The sequence below is a fragment of the Pseudoalteromonas prydzensis genome (assembly GCF_001661495.1).
Classification (GTDB): domain Bacteria; phylum Pseudomonadota; class Gammaproteobacteria; order Enterobacterales; family Alteromonadaceae; genus Pseudoalteromonas; species Pseudoalteromonas prydzensis.
The window spans coordinates 517,675-533,053 of record NZ_BDDT01000002.1 but is presented as its reverse complement, the minus strand read 5'-3'; the positions used below and the strand labels follow the sequence as shown (position 1 = coordinate 533,053).

The window sequence follows — 15,379 nt, the reverse complement described above, 5'->3', positions numbered from 1 at the left end:
TAATTAGTTCCTTGGTATATTTTGCTTTAAGTGCGTATTAGTTATTAACTATAAAAGCGATATCTCGTATTTAAAAGTTAATAACCCTATTTTTAACAATAAATTTCTTCCTCATCTTTAATCAGTTTGACCTGTGTGTCGACACAGGCTAACGTATATATTCTACGCTATCACTAAGGAATAAGATGGATCTCACCTCAACACTTTCAAAAAATTGGTCAGTACTGTTTATACGCGGCTTAATTGCAATCATTTTTGGTGTGATCACTTGGTTTGCGCCAAGCGCTTCACTGAGTATTATGTTGTTATTTTTTGCCGGCTATTTTTTATTCGATGGCATTCTGAGAGTCTGGGTTGCTTGGAATTCTAAGCAAAATAACCCTTACTGGCGCTGGTTATTTGTCGGTGGTGTGTTATCAGTGATCGCAGGACTTGTTACTCTATTTGCGCCAAACGTTACCACAATACTTTTACTTTACTATGTTGCTGCATGGGCCATTGCCATTGGCGCGGTTGAAATTTTTGTCGCACTTAAATTACGAGCTGAAATTTCAGGTGAATGGCTGTTAATTATTACCGGTGCTCTATCGGTATTATTTGGTTTATATTTAATTTTTAATCCAAGTGCTGGGATCCATACCCTACTTTGGTTAGTCGCCACTTACGCAGTGCTTTTTGGTGCTTTAATCGTACTGTTCTCGTTAAAGCTCAAAAAACTAGCACAACAGCAATAACTCAAACTAAAAAGTCGTTTAGTGCACTTGGCAATAAACGACTTTTATACACAGTAATAGATGTAGTTATTTCAACGTGCGTCTCGTTAAAGCAATTTCACCATCAATATGAATATCGCGCTGCGGGAAGGAAATCGTGACGTTATGTTCTGCAAACACTTTATAAATACTAAAGCGAATATCACTGCGCACTTGCCGTAGCATAGTTTCAGACTCCGCACAGACCCAAAATATAGCATTGAACACTAATGAGCTGTCAGCAAAGTCATCAAATAATACTGAAGATGCTGGAGTTGGTAATATTGCAGGGTGTTCACTTAATACTTGTTTAATTAGCTTTTCAACTAGCAGTACATCCGAGCCATAGGCAACGCCAACACTCACAGATGAACGTGCATTGCGATCTATCAAGGTCCAGTTAGTCACTGTGTTTTCAAGTAATTGACTGTTTGGGATCAACATATGCACACCATCATTGCGACGAATACGAGTTGATCGGGTATTAATGGTCTCGACTACGCCTTTTGCAGTCCCCACTTCTAAAAAGTCACCAATACGAATTGGTCGCTCCCACATTAAGATCCAGCCACTGATGAAGTTATTAATAATATTTTGCGCGCCAAACCCCACCCCAATTGCAATAGCACCCGAGACAAAAGCAAATGCTGTAAGGGGAATATTTAGCACTTCTAAAGACGTAAAAATCAATATCGCAATACTTAATACTAAATAGATACGGGTAAATAACAGCACCGCATCAGGGTTCATTTTCCGCGCCAGCAGGGTTTTACGAATTAAACGGCCAATGCGAGTGACCACAAACCACATCGCAAAAAGTATCAAAGGGACTTGAATAACTTTAGCGACGGTAATTTCAATGTTGTTATAACTAAAAATTACATACGATAAATACTGAAAGACTAACTCTAACGTCATACTTTTTCCAAAATAAATAAAACAAGACACCTATTCAGGGTTAAGTAAGTTTAGCACGCCATAATGGCATTTACGGAGAAGTTAAAGTTCAATATGTTTTTTATGAATAAATTATTAACAATTCCTTACAACTGATGCTATAAATATATTGTAAGGTAAATAAAGCGTGAGGAGAGATCGATGTCACAACTAACCTTAAATCAAAAGTTAGCCACTTTGCAGCCTTTGGTTGATCTAGAACTATTTGAGTCTAGCTTAGATTACCGAAATAAAATTTTGTCTGTTCTTGCAGAGCAAGAGCAAACTTTAAACTTAATTAACAAAGAGTTCGGTCACCAGCAGCCAGCCAGCTTTGGTAGTGAAAAGAAGTTTGTATTAGGTTACAACTAATTTTGCTGTGCATGATTAACTATTTAGTAAATTACCCATTAAGTAATATGACAACAACCTAACAGTAGCTTTTATATTAGTAATTATATTTTAGCTACTATTTTCAAGTTTTCCGATATTTTATCCGTAAAGCTCGTATTTTGCGCTCAATCCCCCCATTAAACCGATAAACTTTATTGTATATAATCTAAAATTTGCTAAGTTAAGATGCTTAATGCCTTACCTGTCTTAAAAGGCTTATTTTTTTATTGGAGCTCTTATGCGCAAATCTCTCATCGCTAGCACTATTGCTAGTGTTTTACTATTATCCGCTTGTAGTTCACAACAAGCAGAAGACTCATCAGCACAAGCATCTCAAGTACAAACAGTTAATATTGATAATGTATTAATGAAGCCAAGCCCACTGCAATACATGGCACCAGAATTTGATAAGTTTGGCACTAAAGATTACGAGCCAGTTTTTGACGCCGGTATTGCCGAGCAAAAAGCACAGATCGCAGCAATTGCTAACAACCCTGCTCCTGCAACATTTAAAAACACATTGGTAGAGCTTGAGTTATCAGGCGAGTTACTTGACCGAGTATCAACAGCGTTTTATAACTTATCTGGTTTAATTTCAGACAGTGAATACCAGCGTATTGCCGCTAAAATGGCACCGGTACTATCGGCCCACTCTGATGACATTTACTTGAATAAAGCATTATTCTCTCGCGTTGAAAGCATTTATAACAACAAAGCAAGCCTAAACGCTGAAGACCAACGTCTAGTTGAGTTTTACTACACTAAATTTGTCAATGCTGGTGCAAAACTTAACGAAGCACAAAAAACCAAAATGCGTGAGATCAACGCAGAGCTTGCTAAGTTATCAACTGAATTTTCGCAAAATATCCTAAAGTCATTTAAAGAAGATGTGATCTTAGTGACAGATAAAAGTGAGTTAGCGGGTCTGTCTGATGGCGAAATTGACAGCTTAGCCGCAGCTGCTAAAAAAGCAGGCAAAGAAGGCTACATGATCACGCTAGTGAACACCACGCAACAGCCAATTTTAAGCAGCCTTGAAAACCGTAAATTACGTGAGCGTATTTTTAAAGCATCCGCAACGCGTGCACAAAACACTAACGGCCCTATCATAATCAAAGAAACCAACCTACGTGCGCAAAAAGCAGAGTTACTTGGTTATAAAGATTGGGCATCGTATGTAATGACTACGCGTATGGCTAAAACCACTGACAATGTATACGGCATTTTAGATGACCTTGCACCAAAAGCAGTGAACAAAGCCAAAGCTGAAGCGGCTGAAATCCAAAAAGTGATTGATGCATCGGGTGAAACCTTTGCACTACAACCTTGGGATTGGGCATTTTATACTGAAAAAGTACGTCAAGCTAAGTATGACCTAGACCCAGCGCTTGTTAAGCCTTATTTTGAAATGCAATCAGTGATCCATGACGGATTATTCTTCGCGATGAAAAAACTGTACGGTATTACCTTTAAAGAGCGTAAAGATTTACCGGTTTATCACGAAGACGTCATGGCATTTGAAGTATTTAACGCAGATGGCAGCGCCATTGGTTTATTTTATATGGACCCGTATGCGCGTGAAGGTAAACGTGGCGGTGCTTGGATGAGCTCATACGTGGGTCAAAGTGGTTTAAAAGGCACAAAACCGGTAATTTACAACGCACAGAATATTCCAAAGCCTGCAGATGGCCAGCCTACATTAATGACCTTCTCTGAAGTAACGACTATGTTCCATGAATTTGGTCATGCGGCGCACGGTTTATTCTCAGACGTTAAATACCCAAGCCTTGCAGGTACTGCAACAGCGCGCGACTTTGTTGAGTTCCCTTCACAAGCAAACGAAGATTGGAACATCGAACCAACAGTACTTGCTAACTACGCTAAGCACTATAAAACCGGTGAGCCTATTCCGAAAGAGCTACTAGCAAAAGTACTTGAGTCACAAAACTTCAATCAAGGTTTTGGCACCACTGAATACTTAGCAGCCGCATTGCTTGATATGGAATGGCATTCATTTGGTTCTGATGCAGATATCACTGACGTACAAAAATTCGAGCACGAAGCGCTTGAAAAACACGGTATAGCTTATTACCCAGTACCACCGCGTTATAAGTCTTGTTACTTTAGCCATACTTTTGCCGGTGGTTACTCAGCAGGTTACTACGCATACCTTTGGACTGAAGTATTTGCAGCCGACGCGTTTGCGCACATGACCGAGCAAGGCGGCCTTACTCGTGAAAACGGTGATAGCTTCCGTAAAGAAATTCTATCAAAAGGTAACAGTCGCGACTTAATGCAAAGCTACATTGAGTTCCGTGGTCAAAAGCCAACCACCGACGCGCTGCTGAAGCGCCGTGGTTTAGTTGAATAAAGTAAACTAATATTACTGGGAGCCCGCAATGGGCTCTCACTTTTCATCGCAATCAGCCTGTGTTTTTGGCTTTCTAACTCAAATTAGCTCCCTCTCGTTTTCTCTGTGCTAGTCTGAATAAAAAATTCAGGACTACTCTATGAAACATACACTTATATTTTCAACCTGCTTAGTACTAGCTGCATGTTCGACTCAACCAACAGAGCGCGCCGATATCGTGATCGCTAATGCCACGGTTATTGATGTAAAAACAGGGCAACTTAGTGCCGATCAATCTCTTGCCATCCGTGATGGTGTGATCATTAAACGCAGCAACCAGTCGCTAAAAAATAACTTCATTACCGATAATTACATTGATGCTAATGATCAATTCCTAATGCCAGGGCTTTGGGATATGCATGTCCATTTTGGTGGCGGCGAAGAACTGATAGAAGAAAACAAGCAACTGCTACCGTTATATTTAGCATACGGTATTACCACTGTGCGTGATGCAGCTGCGGATCTAAGTGAGTCAGTTTTAAATTGGCGAGCGCAAGTAAATAGTAATCAATTAGTTGGCCCAACAATTTATACCTCAGGACCAAAACTTGAAGGTAAAGGCTCAATTTGGCCTGGCGATTTAGAAGTAGAAACCGTTGCAGAAATGAACGCAGCGATAGATAGCCTAGATGCTATGAATGTGGACTTTATCAAAATCACCGACAGCGCATTAACACCTGAGCTGTATTTAAAAGCCGTGCAAGAAGTAAAAAAACGCGGTTATCAAATATCAGGGCATATTCCATTTTCGTTATCGGTTACAGACGTATCTAATGCAGGGTTGGATGCCATAGAGCACATGACTTACTTATTAAAAGCCGCCGCAAGCAACGAGCCTGAAATATCAGCAAAAGTAGCTTCAGGTGAGCTAAGTTACCGCAGTGCTTTGCCTATTATCACCGCACATATTGATACTCAAACGGCTTTAAATAAATACGCCGTATTAGCTAAAAATAACACCGCAGTCGTACCTACTTTAATTGGTGGCCGAATTACCGCGTATATTGATGAAGATAACCATCAAACTGATGAGTTTTTAAATTACCTTGGCAAGGGCCTGAAAGCCACTTATCAATGGCGTGTAGATAGAGCTAATAAAGATACACCAGAGCAAATAAAGCAACGTAAAGAACGTTTTGTAAAAACCGCACAGTTACTGCCACTGGCGCAACAAGCCGGTGTGCCAATTATTGCCGGAACCGATGCTGGCTTTTTAAATTCATATATTTATCCTGGTATATCACTGCATCAAGAATTAGCTATTTTTAGTGACTACGGACTAACGCCACTGCAAACACTGCAATCAGCAACCCTTGCAGGGCCAGAGTTTTTAGGTAAAAGCGAACAGTTTGGAGAGCTGACTGAAGGTAAAACCGCCGATATTATTTTGCTAACTGCTAACCCATTGCTTGATGTGCGTAACACCCAAAAACTCAGCGGGGTTATTTCGCATAGTCGTTATTATAACAAGGCCGCGCTTGAGCAGCTAAAAGCCGAAGCCAAACAATTTGTTAGTTCACAACAATAAATTAATCAACGGGCTCAGGTTACTTCACTGAGCCACTCCCTTTAATGCTCGTTGTAGTATACACTCGCGTTTTTAGTTTGGAGTAAGCAACACTATGGGCTACTTATTTGCCGTCACTCTATTATGGGCGTTTTCATTTAGTTTAATTGGCGTATATTTAGCGGGTCAAGTTGATGCTTGGTTTAGTGTATTAATTCGCGTAGCCCTAGCCACACTGCTATTTTTACCGTTTTTAAAACGTACACCTCCCCCACTTGCGTGCAAACTCATGCTGATAGGCGCAGTACAACTCGGGATTATGTATAGCTTTTACTACCACTCATTTTTGTTCTTAAGTGTACCTGAAGTACTGCTATTTACCGTAATGACCCCGCTTTACATCACGTTATTAAACGATGCATTTAACAAACAATTTAACCCACAGTTTTTTATCGTCGCATTTATTGCTGTCTTAGGTGCCATTACTATTCGCTATGAAAACTTAGACAGCAACTTCTTAGTCGGGTTATTACTGGTACAAGGCGCGAATATTAGTTTTGCTACAGGGCAAGTAACCTATAAACGCTTAATGCTGGATAAGCAGCTTGATGATAAAACTGTATTTGGTTGGTTTTTTATTGGCGCACTCATTGTTGCAAGTAGCTGCTATGTCTTATTTGGTGATGCAAACAAATTGCCTAGCACGTCAACACAATGGGGCATACTGATTTATTTAGGAGTTGTGGCATCCGGTATTGGCTATTTTATGTGGAATAAAGGCGCAACTATTGTCAATGTGGGCGCACTGGCGGTGATGAACAACTTGCTTATTCCTGCGGGCATTGTTGTTAATGTGCTTATTTGGAATAGAGATGCAGACCTACTTAGATTAAGTATTGGCGCGGGAGTGATACTTTTTGCATTAGTGGTAAACCAAATAATGGCGAAAGAGTAAATTAATTACTCTGTAGTGAAACTGTCACTAATAATTAGTAAGGTAGCGTCCACTTTGATTTTTAGGGACAAATAATGAAACACACACCTATACTAGCTCGTTGTTTATTATTAATTACACTCACTGGCTGCGCTGACGATACAGAAATAGTCGAAAAAGAAGTGGTTGTCACCAACACTGAAGTTGAAATTGTTAAAGTTCCTACCCCTGTTATTGTTGAAGTAGCGCAAGGTACAAATATTCAACTCGGTGCTCGTCCTGACTACTTAATTGACGATATGACTACCAGCGCTCTAAAAACAAAATTAGAATCATGCAAAGACGGCCCTTTTTATCGTACTGATTTTTCAATTGGTCATCGCGGTGCACCGATGCAATACCCTGAGCATACTCAAGAATCTTACATTGCTGCAGCTCGAATGGGCGCGGGCATTGTTGAGTGCGATGTGACGTTTACAAATGATAAAGAGCTGGTATGTCGCCATTCACAATGTGATTTACATACCACCACTAATATTTTAGCGATCCCAAAACTTGCCGCTAAATGCAGCGTGCCATTTACGCCAGCGGATCCTAACAGTGGTACACCTGCTACAGCTAAATGTTGCACTAGCGATATTAGCCTGGCTGAATTTTTAACCCTTGAGGGTAAAATGGATGGCGCGAACACCAATGCCACGAATGTTAGCGATTATATGCAGGGTACACCGAGTTGGCGCACTGATTTATACGCTACCTCAGGTACACTCATGACTCACAAACAAAGTATTGCACTATTTAAAGAATTGGGTGTAAAAATGACCCCTGAGCTTAAATCTCCTCAAGTGAGCATGCCTTTTAATGGCATGACCCAAACACAATATGCGCAAAAAATGCTGGATGAATACACACAAATGGAGGTGCCCGCAAACCATGTTTATCCACAATCATTTAATTTAGCCGACGTAGAATATTGGATTAACACTAATCCTGAATTTGCAGCACAAAGTGTTTATTTAGATGGTCGCGACAGCAATGCAGGGTTTGATCCTAATAACGCAGCAACATGGCAGCCAAGCATGGCAGAGCTCGCAACTGATGGCGTTAAAATTATAGCGCCCCCTATTTGGGTGCTACTGACTATAGATAACGACAACAATATAGTGCCCTCGCAGTACGCCATAGATGCTAAAGCAGCAGGGCTTAATATTATTGCATGGAGCCTTGAGCGCTCTGGCCCTCTAAATGAAGGTGGCGGTTATTATTATCAGTCTATTAGTGATGTTATAGATAATGATGGCGATATGTTCACTGTGGTTGATGTTTTAGCACAAGAGGTTGGTGTAATGGGCATATTTTCCGATTGGCCAGCAACCGTAAGTTACTATGCTAGCTGTAATAAAATGCCTGCAAGTATTTAAACTTTAGGACGTGTTTATTTTATCGCGCTCAGTTACCATATATTTTATATACTATTTAATTGAGCGCTTTTATGATCATCCAACACCATAACGCTGACTTGCCTACCCCAACAGGCACTATGCGCACCACTGTTTACCGCCCACAAGCCGACGGGCAATTTCCGACAATAATTTTTTACTCTGAAATTTTCCAACAAACCGCGCCAATCGCGCGCAGTGCCGCTATTTTAGCAGGCCATGGTTTTGTGGTGTTAGTGCCTGAAGTTTTTCATGAGCTAAATCCGATTGGTACAGTGCTGGCCTACGATGACGCGGGTAAAGACAAAGGCAACGCTGATAAATGGGCAAAACCGCTTGAGTCCCACGACAGCGACACGCAAGCATTAATCGACTTTGCCCAAACGCAAGCCTATTGCACTGGCTCTGTGGGCACTATGGGGGTGTGTATTGGTGGTCACTTAGCTTATCGCGCGGCGTTAAACCCAGCAATTAAAGCCGCATTTTGTTTATACGCGACCGATATTCATAGCGATACACTGCCTGCACAAGCCAGTAATAACTCGTTTGAACGCATGGCTGATATTCAAGGTGAAATTCACTTTATTTGGGGCAAGCAAGACCCTCATGTACCACAAGAAGGCCGCGCTAAAATCTATCAGCAAGTGGTGGCCACAGGCATTAACTACCAATGGCAAGAAGTAAACGCGCAACATGCGTTTATGCGCGATGAAGGGGAGCGTTACGATCCCGCCCTTGCTATTGCCATGTACCAGCAAGCGGTAGCGTTATTTAGCCGTACTTTGTAAGCGAGTTTTAAGCTCGCACGACTAAGTTAGTTACTTTTAAGCATACCCAAAGCGGTATGCTTTTTTATAAAATAATCTTTTAAGTAATCAATAAATAAACGCAGCTTTTTAGATCCCGCACCGCCTGGTGGAAACACCCCATACAGTTCGATGTCTTTACTTTTGTAATCATCTAATACCGTTGCTAACAACCCGGCTTGCACTTTTGGCCAAGCATCATAAAGTGGAATGCGCCCAATTCCATGCCCGGCTTCAACAAAGGCTGTGCGTGCCGCGGCGTTATTAGTACTTAACCCCCCCTGCATAGTTAAACTGTGCTTTTTACCGTCTTTTTGTAGGGTTAGTGTTTTACTGCCTAATTGATACACCACCCACTTATGTTCACTTAACTGCTCAGGTGTTTTAGGTTTGCCAAAATGTGCAAAGTAATCAGGCGATCCACAAATACAGGTGCTCATGGTAGTGAGTTTAGTGGCTTGTAAATTTGAGTCTGTAAGCGCCACACCACGGATCGCAAAGTCAAAACCATTTTTAATAATATCAATCACTTCATCACTGAGCTGTAAATCAATATCGATTTTGGGATACTGACGTTTAAAATCATTGATTGCAGGCACTATCAATTGCATACCGACATTCACTGGGCAGCTAATTTTCAACAAACCTTGCGGCTCATTCTTAATGTTCTCAATGTGTTGATTTGCAGCATTTGCTTGCTCAGTGATCACGCGACAACGTTCATAGTAGGCAATTCCCGCCTCTGTTAACGCCATAGTACGGGTGGAGCGGCTTAATAAGGTTACTTCAAGCTGGGTTTCGAGCTTTTTTAAATGATAGCTTGCCACAGCACGGGTCAAGCCAAGCTGTTTTGCTGCCGCCGTTAAGCTGCCTTGCTCAACAATTTGTGCAAAAACCACCATGCTTTTTAGCTGTTCAAACGATACCTTCATGCCACCTCCTTAATTCAACTGCGCAATTGTATCAATTTTTAAATCAATAAAGTTAAATTTATCATCGTTGTATAAAGTTAGCTTAATGCATATAGTAATTACAGACCCGCTTAAAAATTTAATTCATCAGAAGGAATACGGTTATGGCTAAAAAAATACTTATGGTTCTTACCTCGCATGCAGAGCTTGGCGATACAGGTCATAAAACGGGCTTTTGGGTAGAAGAATTTGCCGCCCCATATTATGCATTTATTGATGCCGGTGCCGAAGTTACACTCGCATCAGTAAAAGGCGGGCAACCACCGATTGATCCAAACAGCGCGGCACCTGATGCAGCAACCGATGCTACTAAACGTTTTGATAACGACAGCGCAGCACAAACCCTGATGGCCAACACCAAAGTACTTAGTGAGGTAAATGCCAGCGATTTTGACGGCGTATTTTACCCAGGCGGCCACGGACCACTGTGGGATTTAGTTGACAATACTGCCTCAATTGCACTGATTGAAGACTTTATCAAAACAGAAAAGCCAGTTGCGGGTGTTTGCCACGCAAGCGCAGTATTTTTAAATGCGAAAAACCCGGATGGCACAGCGTTGGTTGCAGGTAAAAAAGTAACCGGTTTTAGCAATAGCGAAGAAGATGCCGTACAACTGACTGACATCGTGCCTTTACTCGTTGAAGACGAACTCATTAAAAAAGGCGGCAATTATCAAAAAACCGATGATTGGGGGGTACTGGCTTTAGAAGATGGCTTACTGATCACCGGTCAAAACCCTGCCAGCTCTGAACTTGCAGCTAAAAAACTATTAACTAAGTTAGGTTAAATTCAATTTAGCATATAGCAAAGCCTTGCCCTTTGGGTAAGGCTTTTCATTTTAGCAGCAAGATGGGTATACTCTGGCAAACCCATTTTCAATTTAAGCTTATGTATGGCAAACCAAAAAAGTTCTTTAAGCATTCCTCCTCTGGCCAGTAAACGCTTTACAATAATTGGCATTATTTTACTGTGTACCTTACTACAAGTTATTAATAGCTTACCGGGCATAAACTTAAATGGCTTAGGTATTTATCCGCGCAGCTTAAGTGGCTTAAGCGGTATTTTCTTCGCGCCTTTTTTACATGGCGGCTGGGCACATTTGATCAGTAATTTAATACCATTTGCAATACTCGCCTGGCTAGTCTGCCAATATAGTGTAAAGCGCTTTTGGGTCGTATTTATTTTCACCGCTCTGGTTGGCGGCTTGCTAGTTTGGCTATTTGGCCGCGGCAATATTCACGTTGGTTTAAGCGGCGTATTGTATGGCTTATGGGGATTTTTAATTTGCTACGGTATTATGCATCGCTCATTTAAAGCAATCGCGATTAGTGTTGTGGTGTTGTTTTTATATAGCGGTTTGATTTGGGGTGTACTACCTCAGCGCCCCCATGTATCGTTTGAAAGCCACTTTTTTGGTGCGCTAGCAGGCATTCTTATTGGCTACTATTTAGCGAAAAAAGATAAGAAAATATCATAATTCAACAGCGCAGCGTTAAAGTGATCATCACCACGCCATGGTCGGTACTTTGGTCGTCACGCTCAAATTCAGGGTTGATCAAGTGACGATCATACGTGTGATAGTCACTGACCTCATAAAAGCTGTCGTCGTATTCTGTATCAAACTCACAAGATAACAAAATATAATCAAGGACAGAGCTGCTAGCACCAAAATAATGGGTAGGCGTAGGGATTAAGTTTTGTGTTGCTGGTTCTTGCATACTAGTTTGTAATTTTACAAACAGCTGCCACGCATCATTCAAACAATATTTTGCAAGGTAAGTTTTACTATCAAACGCAGGGGCAAAGCGCAGTGAGTCGGTGAGTAAATGGCTCAAAACACCATCAGTTAGGTTGTTATTAAAATCCCCCATTAGCAGCATAGGGTTTTGTGACGTTTCACGGCGCTTAATCATTTCCAGCATCAATAGCGTTGCTTCACTGCCACGCTGAATAGTCGATCCCCAGCCACCCGCAATATCTGCTTTTAAGTGCGCAATAATATTCTGCTCTGGCGCTAACTGGCTGGTTTGTTCAACTTCGAGCATCGGCCGCTTAGATTTAAAATGCACCACATAACAATCTACATCGCCAATGTGCGGCATGGCGATAGTGGCTCTGAGTACTTTACGGCTAAACGTAAAGTCTGCGCCAAGGCCAATGAGTTGGGCAAGTTCTTGGTCATGCTCTATGGCTGCAACCTCATTGATTGCAAAGCGAGAAGCAAGTGCAACCACTGGGCGTTTATAAATAAACTCGTCAATCACCTGAGGCTCATCAACCACCGCAAAGTAATGATAGCCCGCTTTATGTAAAAGTGTTTTTAGTGATTCAATACTAAATACTTCTTGAAAGCCAATCACGTCAGGCTGATATTCATTAATGTAATCAACAATCCAGCGCTGTTTTTTAGCCCACTGCTGCGCGCTATAAATACGCTCAAATTCATAAAATGCATTTGGCGGTTCAAGGTAATTAAACAGGTTAAATGTGGCTATTTTTAATTGGCTATGTTGCATCAATTTAAGTTCAGTGCTGGCTCTTTATTATTTCATCACAGGCATCTTCAATTAAATCGAGTACCTGCTCAAAACCTTGCTCGCCGCCATAGTAAGGATCGGGAATTTCATCAATTGCAGATGAGCCATAACTTAAAAACAGCGATAGTTTGTACTGTAAATGTGCAGGACATTGCGCCATTAAGTCTGCAAGGTTTTGTTTGTCGGCCGCTAAAATCAAGTCAAAATATTCAAAGTCATGTTGCTGTACTTGTCGAGCTTGGATCCCTTTAAAACTGTAATTACGTTTTAACGCAGCAGCTTGAGAGCGTTTATCCGGTGGATTGCCACAGTGGTAAGCCGCCGTCCCGGCGGAGTCAACTTCAAGGGTAACCCCTTGTTGCAATGCTTTAGCACGAAGCACAGCTTCAGCCGTTGGTGAACGACAAATATTACCTAAACACACTACCAATATTTTTTTCATTGTTAAATCCTAGTTAGGCTCATGCCTCAAGCTTTACTGAAAACGCTCGTTATTGCCAGCCTTGTAACCAACGTTGCTGATCTTTTAAATCCTGCCAATTAATTGCAACTTGGCGCTTAGACATCACGGCTTCAATCACACAGCTTATCACAACGCCCTCTTCATCAAAGTCCATTTCTATAATGATAAAATGCTTTTCTTTATTAACGGGTGAAACAGCAGTCCATTTACTGTTGAGCAGTTTTTTTGGCGTTATTTTATTCATCAGCAGCACTATAAATGTCGTTAAAGTTAGTTGACTATATTATACGTTTATAGTGCTGGTTAAGTTTATGTTAGATAGGATTATTTTATAAATCTAAGCGAGGGATTAAAATTGATAGCTCACACTCACACCACCGTCAGCACGCTTTTCATTACTTATACTGCCTTCACCATAGCCAAGATCAAACCGTACTCGCCAACCAGATTCATTCAAACCACTGAATAAGTAACTGTAACTTAGACCAAGCCCATTGGTAGTCTCATCATCAAATATTTCAATAAAACCACAACCGATTATATTGCCTAGAGAATCTTCAGTGCCGCCACATTCATCGTCATCCTCTTGAACACCTAAAGCGCCTATAACTAAGCCTAATGCATGTTTTTTATCTGTTGTTAAAGCGTGTTCAAAGCCCACAGAAAAACCATCATCGAAGCCAATGTTATAATTGGCGTACCATCGTTGCGTGCCTGCATTAGTGGATAACGAGACTTCAGGTATAACAAAGTAGGGATAACCTCCCCCGATAGAAAAACTAACATCATTGGCACTAACTGAAAATGTACATAACGTTAATAAGCTGGCTAAGCAAAACGAGTTTACTTTCATGAAATTTCCTTTTCTTTTTTTAATTATTTAAGAAACAGAAATGTACACATAATAGAGTCAAATGTAATCAAAATTTTTTAATATTGCTTTAAAATTGACTCATCGTAATCATCAGCATTTAGCGTAACATTAAATTGCGCCGCCACACTATCAAGCTCCGCTTGTTTAACTGCTAATTCATCCATGGTGATGGTGTTATCGTCTAGCTGCCACAATAATCGCGAACCTGCATAACTGTAATGAATAGCCAGTAATGCTTGTGGGTCGCCCTCGCGCCCTGCGGCTTTTAGCTTAGCCATTTTCCGGGTGATTTTATTAAGCGCTTGTTTAAGCTCCCACACATACACCACCTCTGTCATGTAATCATGCGTGCGGTATTTATTCAGCGCCCAGCCGATGCTGATACTAGTGACTATTACCCCCAACAAATTCCAATGAAAATGGCTGCCACTTTCATCAGGGAACAGCGCAATTAAGGTTTGCGAAATAGCTAAACTGCCCGCTGCTAATGCTAAACCACAGCCGATAATAACGCGGTTTAAATGCTTACGATAACGAGCTTTATCAATTTGAATAAGTTGCATAACTGCCTAATAAAATAAAAACCAAAATTCACAGCCGCCATTGTAACCAATGCCCATAAGCAAACACGAAACTTTTTAAAAATATTTCACCCCTTTTTAATTTACCGCACGTTTTAGTGATAAATACACCATAAATGACAGAGGATTTGCTTATGCAAACAATAGATTTACCACCCACTAATCATACTTTAAAAACATCAACAGCCATTGTTGGCGGTGCCGTTATGACTTTTGCTGCATTTGCATTTATGCAGTATTTAATTAATGGCGAGCAGCGCGCGCCAAGCTTCAATGGTGACAACATCGTTGTAGAGATATTCCAAGCACCTGAAGACTCGAAAGTGCAACAAAAGCAAACGCTGCCGCCGCCACCTAAAATGCAAACGCCACCCAAAGTGCCACCGCGTACCCCGCCAAGCACTGATACCAATATAGTCACAACCGCAGTAACGCCTGATATAAGCATTGATAAAATAGGTAGCGATATACAAACTAATTTACAGCGGCCTACGGGGGATGCGACCCCAATTGTTCGCATTAATCCTAAATATCCACCGATTGCCGCACGAGATGGTATTGAAGGCTGGGTACAATTAAGCTTTAATGTATCTCAAACTGGCGAAGTAATTGATGCCCAAGTTACTGACGCAGAACCAAAACGCATATTTGACCGTGAAGCACTACGGGCAATAAAACGCTGGAAATACCGCCCAAAAGTGATTGATGGCGTAGCACAAATACAAACGGGGCAAAGTGTACAACTTGATTTTAAGTTAGACCAAACGCAATAAGG

The 15,379-nt window shown here is 41.1% G+C and carries 17 protein-coding genes; 10 read left to right on the top strand and 7 right to left on the bottom strand.

Annotated elements, in window-relative coordinates; translation table 11 throughout:
- Positions 1-185: 185 nt before the first annotated feature.
- Positions 186-734, top strand: coding sequence for an HdeD family acid-resistance protein (locus A7968_RS06760; RefSeq protein ID WP_064665798.1), 549 nt, complete (start codon positions 186-188; stop codon positions 732-734).
- A 66-nt stretch (positions 735-800) separates the two neighbouring features.
- Here A7968_RS06760 and A7968_RS06755 read toward each other — a convergent pair whose 3' ends face one another.
- Complete coding sequence (locus A7968_RS06755; protein ID WP_064665797.1) at positions 801-1,670, bottom strand: mechanosensitive ion channel family protein; 870 nt, start codon at positions 1,668-1,670, stop codon at positions 801-803.
- Positions 1,671-1,850: 180 nt separating this feature from the next.
- On the opposite strand from A7968_RS06755, the gene A7968_RS06750 reads away from it, so the two are divergent.
- From A7968_RS06750 to A7968_RS06725, 6 genes are all read left to right on the top strand, one after another.
- Positions 1,851-2,060 (top strand): hypothetical protein, encoded by a 210-nt coding sequence (locus A7968_RS06750; protein ID WP_064665796.1) that lies wholly within the window; start codon positions 1,851-1,853, stop codon positions 2,058-2,060.
- A 259-nt stretch (positions 2,061-2,319) separates the two neighbouring features.
- Positions 2,320-4,452 carry a M3 family metallopeptidase gene (locus A7968_RS06745; RefSeq protein WP_064665795.1) on the top strand — a complete coding sequence of 711 codons (2,133 nt, stop codon included), beginning with the start codon at positions 2,320-2,322 and terminating at the stop codon, positions 4,450-4,452.
- Between the two features lie 139 nt (positions 4,453-4,591).
- Positions 4,592-6,019 (top strand): amidohydrolase family protein, encoded by a 1,428-nt coding sequence (locus tag A7968_RS06740; protein ID WP_064665794.1) that lies wholly within the window; start codon positions 4,592-4,594, stop codon positions 6,017-6,019.
- Positions 6,020-6,113: 94 nt separating this feature from the next.
- Positions 6,114-6,953: a carboxylate/amino acid/amine transporter gene (locus A7968_RS06735; RefSeq protein ID WP_064665793.1), complete on the top strand. Its 840-nt coding sequence runs from the start codon at positions 6,114-6,116 to the stop codon at positions 6,951-6,953.
- Between the two features lie 74 nt (positions 6,954-7,027).
- A complete protein-coding gene (locus A7968_RS06730; RefSeq protein ID WP_064665792.1) occupies positions 7,028-8,353 on the top strand; it encodes a glycerophosphodiester phosphodiesterase family protein in 1,326 nt (441 codons plus the stop codon).
- A 71-nt stretch (positions 8,354-8,424) separates the two neighbouring features.
- On the top strand, positions 8,425-9,159 hold the full coding sequence (locus A7968_RS06725) for a dienelactone hydrolase family protein (RefSeq protein WP_064665791.1): 735 nt from the start codon (positions 8,425-8,427) through the stop codon (positions 9,157-9,159).
- Positions 9,160-9,185: 26 nt separating this feature from the next.
- On the opposite strand, the gene A7968_RS06720 is transcribed toward A7968_RS06725, so the two are convergent.
- Positions 9,186-10,109 (bottom strand): LysR family transcriptional regulator, encoded by a 924-nt coding sequence (locus A7968_RS06720; protein WP_064665790.1) that lies wholly within the window; start codon positions 10,107-10,109, stop codon positions 9,186-9,188.
- A gap of 143 nt (positions 10,110-10,252) precedes the next feature.
- Here A7968_RS06720 and A7968_RS06715 point away from each other — a divergent pair, with 143 nt between their 5' ends.
- Entirely contained in the window at positions 10,253-10,936 is a 684-nt protein-coding gene (locus A7968_RS06715; protein ID WP_064665789.1) for a type 1 glutamine amidotransferase domain-containing protein, read from the top strand.
- A gap of 105 nt (positions 10,937-11,041) precedes the next feature.
- A complete protein-coding gene (locus A7968_RS06710; protein ID WP_064665788.1) occupies positions 11,042-11,626 on the top strand; it encodes a rhomboid family intramembrane serine protease in 585 nt (194 codons plus the stop codon).
- A 1-nt stretch (position 11,627) separates the two neighbouring features.
- Here the strand turns inward: A7968_RS06710 and A7968_RS06705 are convergent, their stop codons facing one another.
- The 5 genes from A7968_RS06705 to A7968_RS06685 all read right to left on the bottom strand — a co-directional run bounded on the left by A7968_RS06705 (position 11,628) and on the right by A7968_RS06685 (position 14,586).
- A complete protein-coding gene (locus A7968_RS06705) occupies positions 11,628-12,665 on the bottom strand; it encodes an endonuclease/exonuclease/phosphatase family protein (protein WP_193330416.1) in 1,038 nt (345 codons plus the stop codon).
- A gap of 10 nt (positions 12,666-12,675) precedes the next feature.
- Entirely contained in the window at positions 12,676-13,128 is a 453-nt protein-coding gene (locus tag A7968_RS06700; protein WP_064665787.1) for a low molecular weight protein-tyrosine-phosphatase, read from the bottom strand.
- A 49-nt stretch (positions 13,129-13,177) separates the two neighbouring features.
- Positions 13,178-13,393 (bottom strand): TIGR02450 family Trp-rich protein, encoded by a 216-nt coding sequence (locus A7968_RS06695; RefSeq protein WP_064665786.1) that lies wholly within the window; start codon positions 13,391-13,393, stop codon positions 13,178-13,180.
- Positions 13,394-13,498: 105 nt separating this feature from the next.
- Positions 13,499-14,002: a hypothetical protein gene (locus A7968_RS06690; protein WP_064665785.1), complete on the bottom strand. Its 504-nt coding sequence runs from the start codon at positions 14,000-14,002 to the stop codon at positions 13,499-13,501.
- A gap of 77 nt (positions 14,003-14,079) precedes the next feature.
- The gene (locus A7968_RS06685) at positions 14,080-14,586 is read right to left on the bottom strand and encodes a DUF3087 domain-containing protein (protein ID WP_064665784.1); all 507 of its coding nucleotides are present in this window, start codon (positions 14,584-14,586) and stop codon (positions 14,080-14,082) included.
- A gap of 152 nt (positions 14,587-14,738) precedes the next feature.
- Between A7968_RS06685 and A7968_RS06680 the strand changes: the two genes are divergently transcribed.
- On the top strand, positions 14,739-15,377 hold the full coding sequence (locus A7968_RS06680; protein WP_064665783.1) for an energy transducer TonB: 639 nt from the start codon (positions 14,739-14,741) through the stop codon (positions 15,375-15,377).
- Positions 15,378-15,379: the final 2 nt, after the last annotated feature.

Bases quoted from the DNA above. Each gene is read 5' to 3' on its own strand.
- A7968_RS06760 (WP_064665798.1), top strand. From the start codon at position 186: ATGGATCTCACCTCAACACTTTCAAAAAATTGGTCAGTACTGTTTATA.
- A7968_RS06755 (WP_064665797.1), bottom strand. From the start codon at position 1,670: ATGACGTTAGAGTTAGTCTTTCAGTATTTATCGTATGTAATTTTTAGT.
- A7968_RS06750 (WP_064665796.1), top strand. From the start codon at position 1,851: ATGTCACAACTAACCTTAAATCAAAAGTTAGCCACTTTGCAGCCTTTG.
- A7968_RS06745 (WP_064665795.1), top strand. From the start codon at position 2,320: ATGCGCAAATCTCTCATCGCTAGCACTATTGCTAGTGTTTTACTATTA.
- A7968_RS06740 (WP_064665794.1), top strand. From the start codon at position 4,592: ATGAAACATACACTTATATTTTCAACCTGCTTAGTACTAGCTGCATGT.
- A7968_RS06735 (WP_064665793.1), top strand. From the start codon at position 6,114: ATGGGCTACTTATTTGCCGTCACTCTATTATGGGCGTTTTCATTTAGT.
- A7968_RS06730 (WP_064665792.1), top strand. From the start codon at position 7,028: ATGAAACACACACCTATACTAGCTCGTTGTTTATTATTAATTACACTC.
- A7968_RS06725 (WP_064665791.1), top strand. From the start codon at position 8,425: ATGATCATCCAACACCATAACGCTGACTTGCCTACCCCAACAGGCACT.
- A7968_RS06720 (WP_064665790.1), bottom strand. From the start codon at position 10,109: ATGAAGGTATCGTTTGAACAGCTAAAAAGCATGGTGGTTTTTGCACAA.
- A7968_RS06715 (WP_064665789.1), top strand. From the start codon at position 10,253: ATGGCTAAAAAAATACTTATGGTTCTTACCTCGCATGCAGAGCTTGGC.
- A7968_RS06710 (WP_064665788.1), top strand. From the start codon at position 11,042: ATGGCAAACCAAAAAAGTTCTTTAAGCATTCCTCCTCTGGCCAGTAAA.
- A7968_RS06705 (WP_193330416.1), bottom strand. From the start codon at position 12,665: ATGCAACATAGCCAATTAAAAATAGCCACATTTAACCTGTTTAATTAC.
- A7968_RS06700 (WP_064665787.1), bottom strand. From the start codon at position 13,128: ATGAAAAAAATATTGGTAGTGTGTTTAGGTAATATTTGTCGTTCACCA.
- A7968_RS06695 (WP_064665786.1), bottom strand. From the start codon at position 13,393: ATGAATAAAATAACGCCAAAAAAACTGCTCAACAGTAAATGGACTGCT.
- A7968_RS06690 (WP_064665785.1), bottom strand. From the start codon at position 14,002: ATGAAAGTAAACTCGTTTTGCTTAGCCAGCTTATTAACGTTATGTACA.
- A7968_RS06685 (WP_064665784.1), bottom strand. From the start codon at position 14,586: ATGCAACTTATTCAAATTGATAAAGCTCGTTATCGTAAGCATTTAAAC.
- A7968_RS06680 (WP_064665783.1), top strand. From the start codon at position 14,739: ATGCAAACAATAGATTTACCACCCACTAATCATACTTTAAAAACATCA.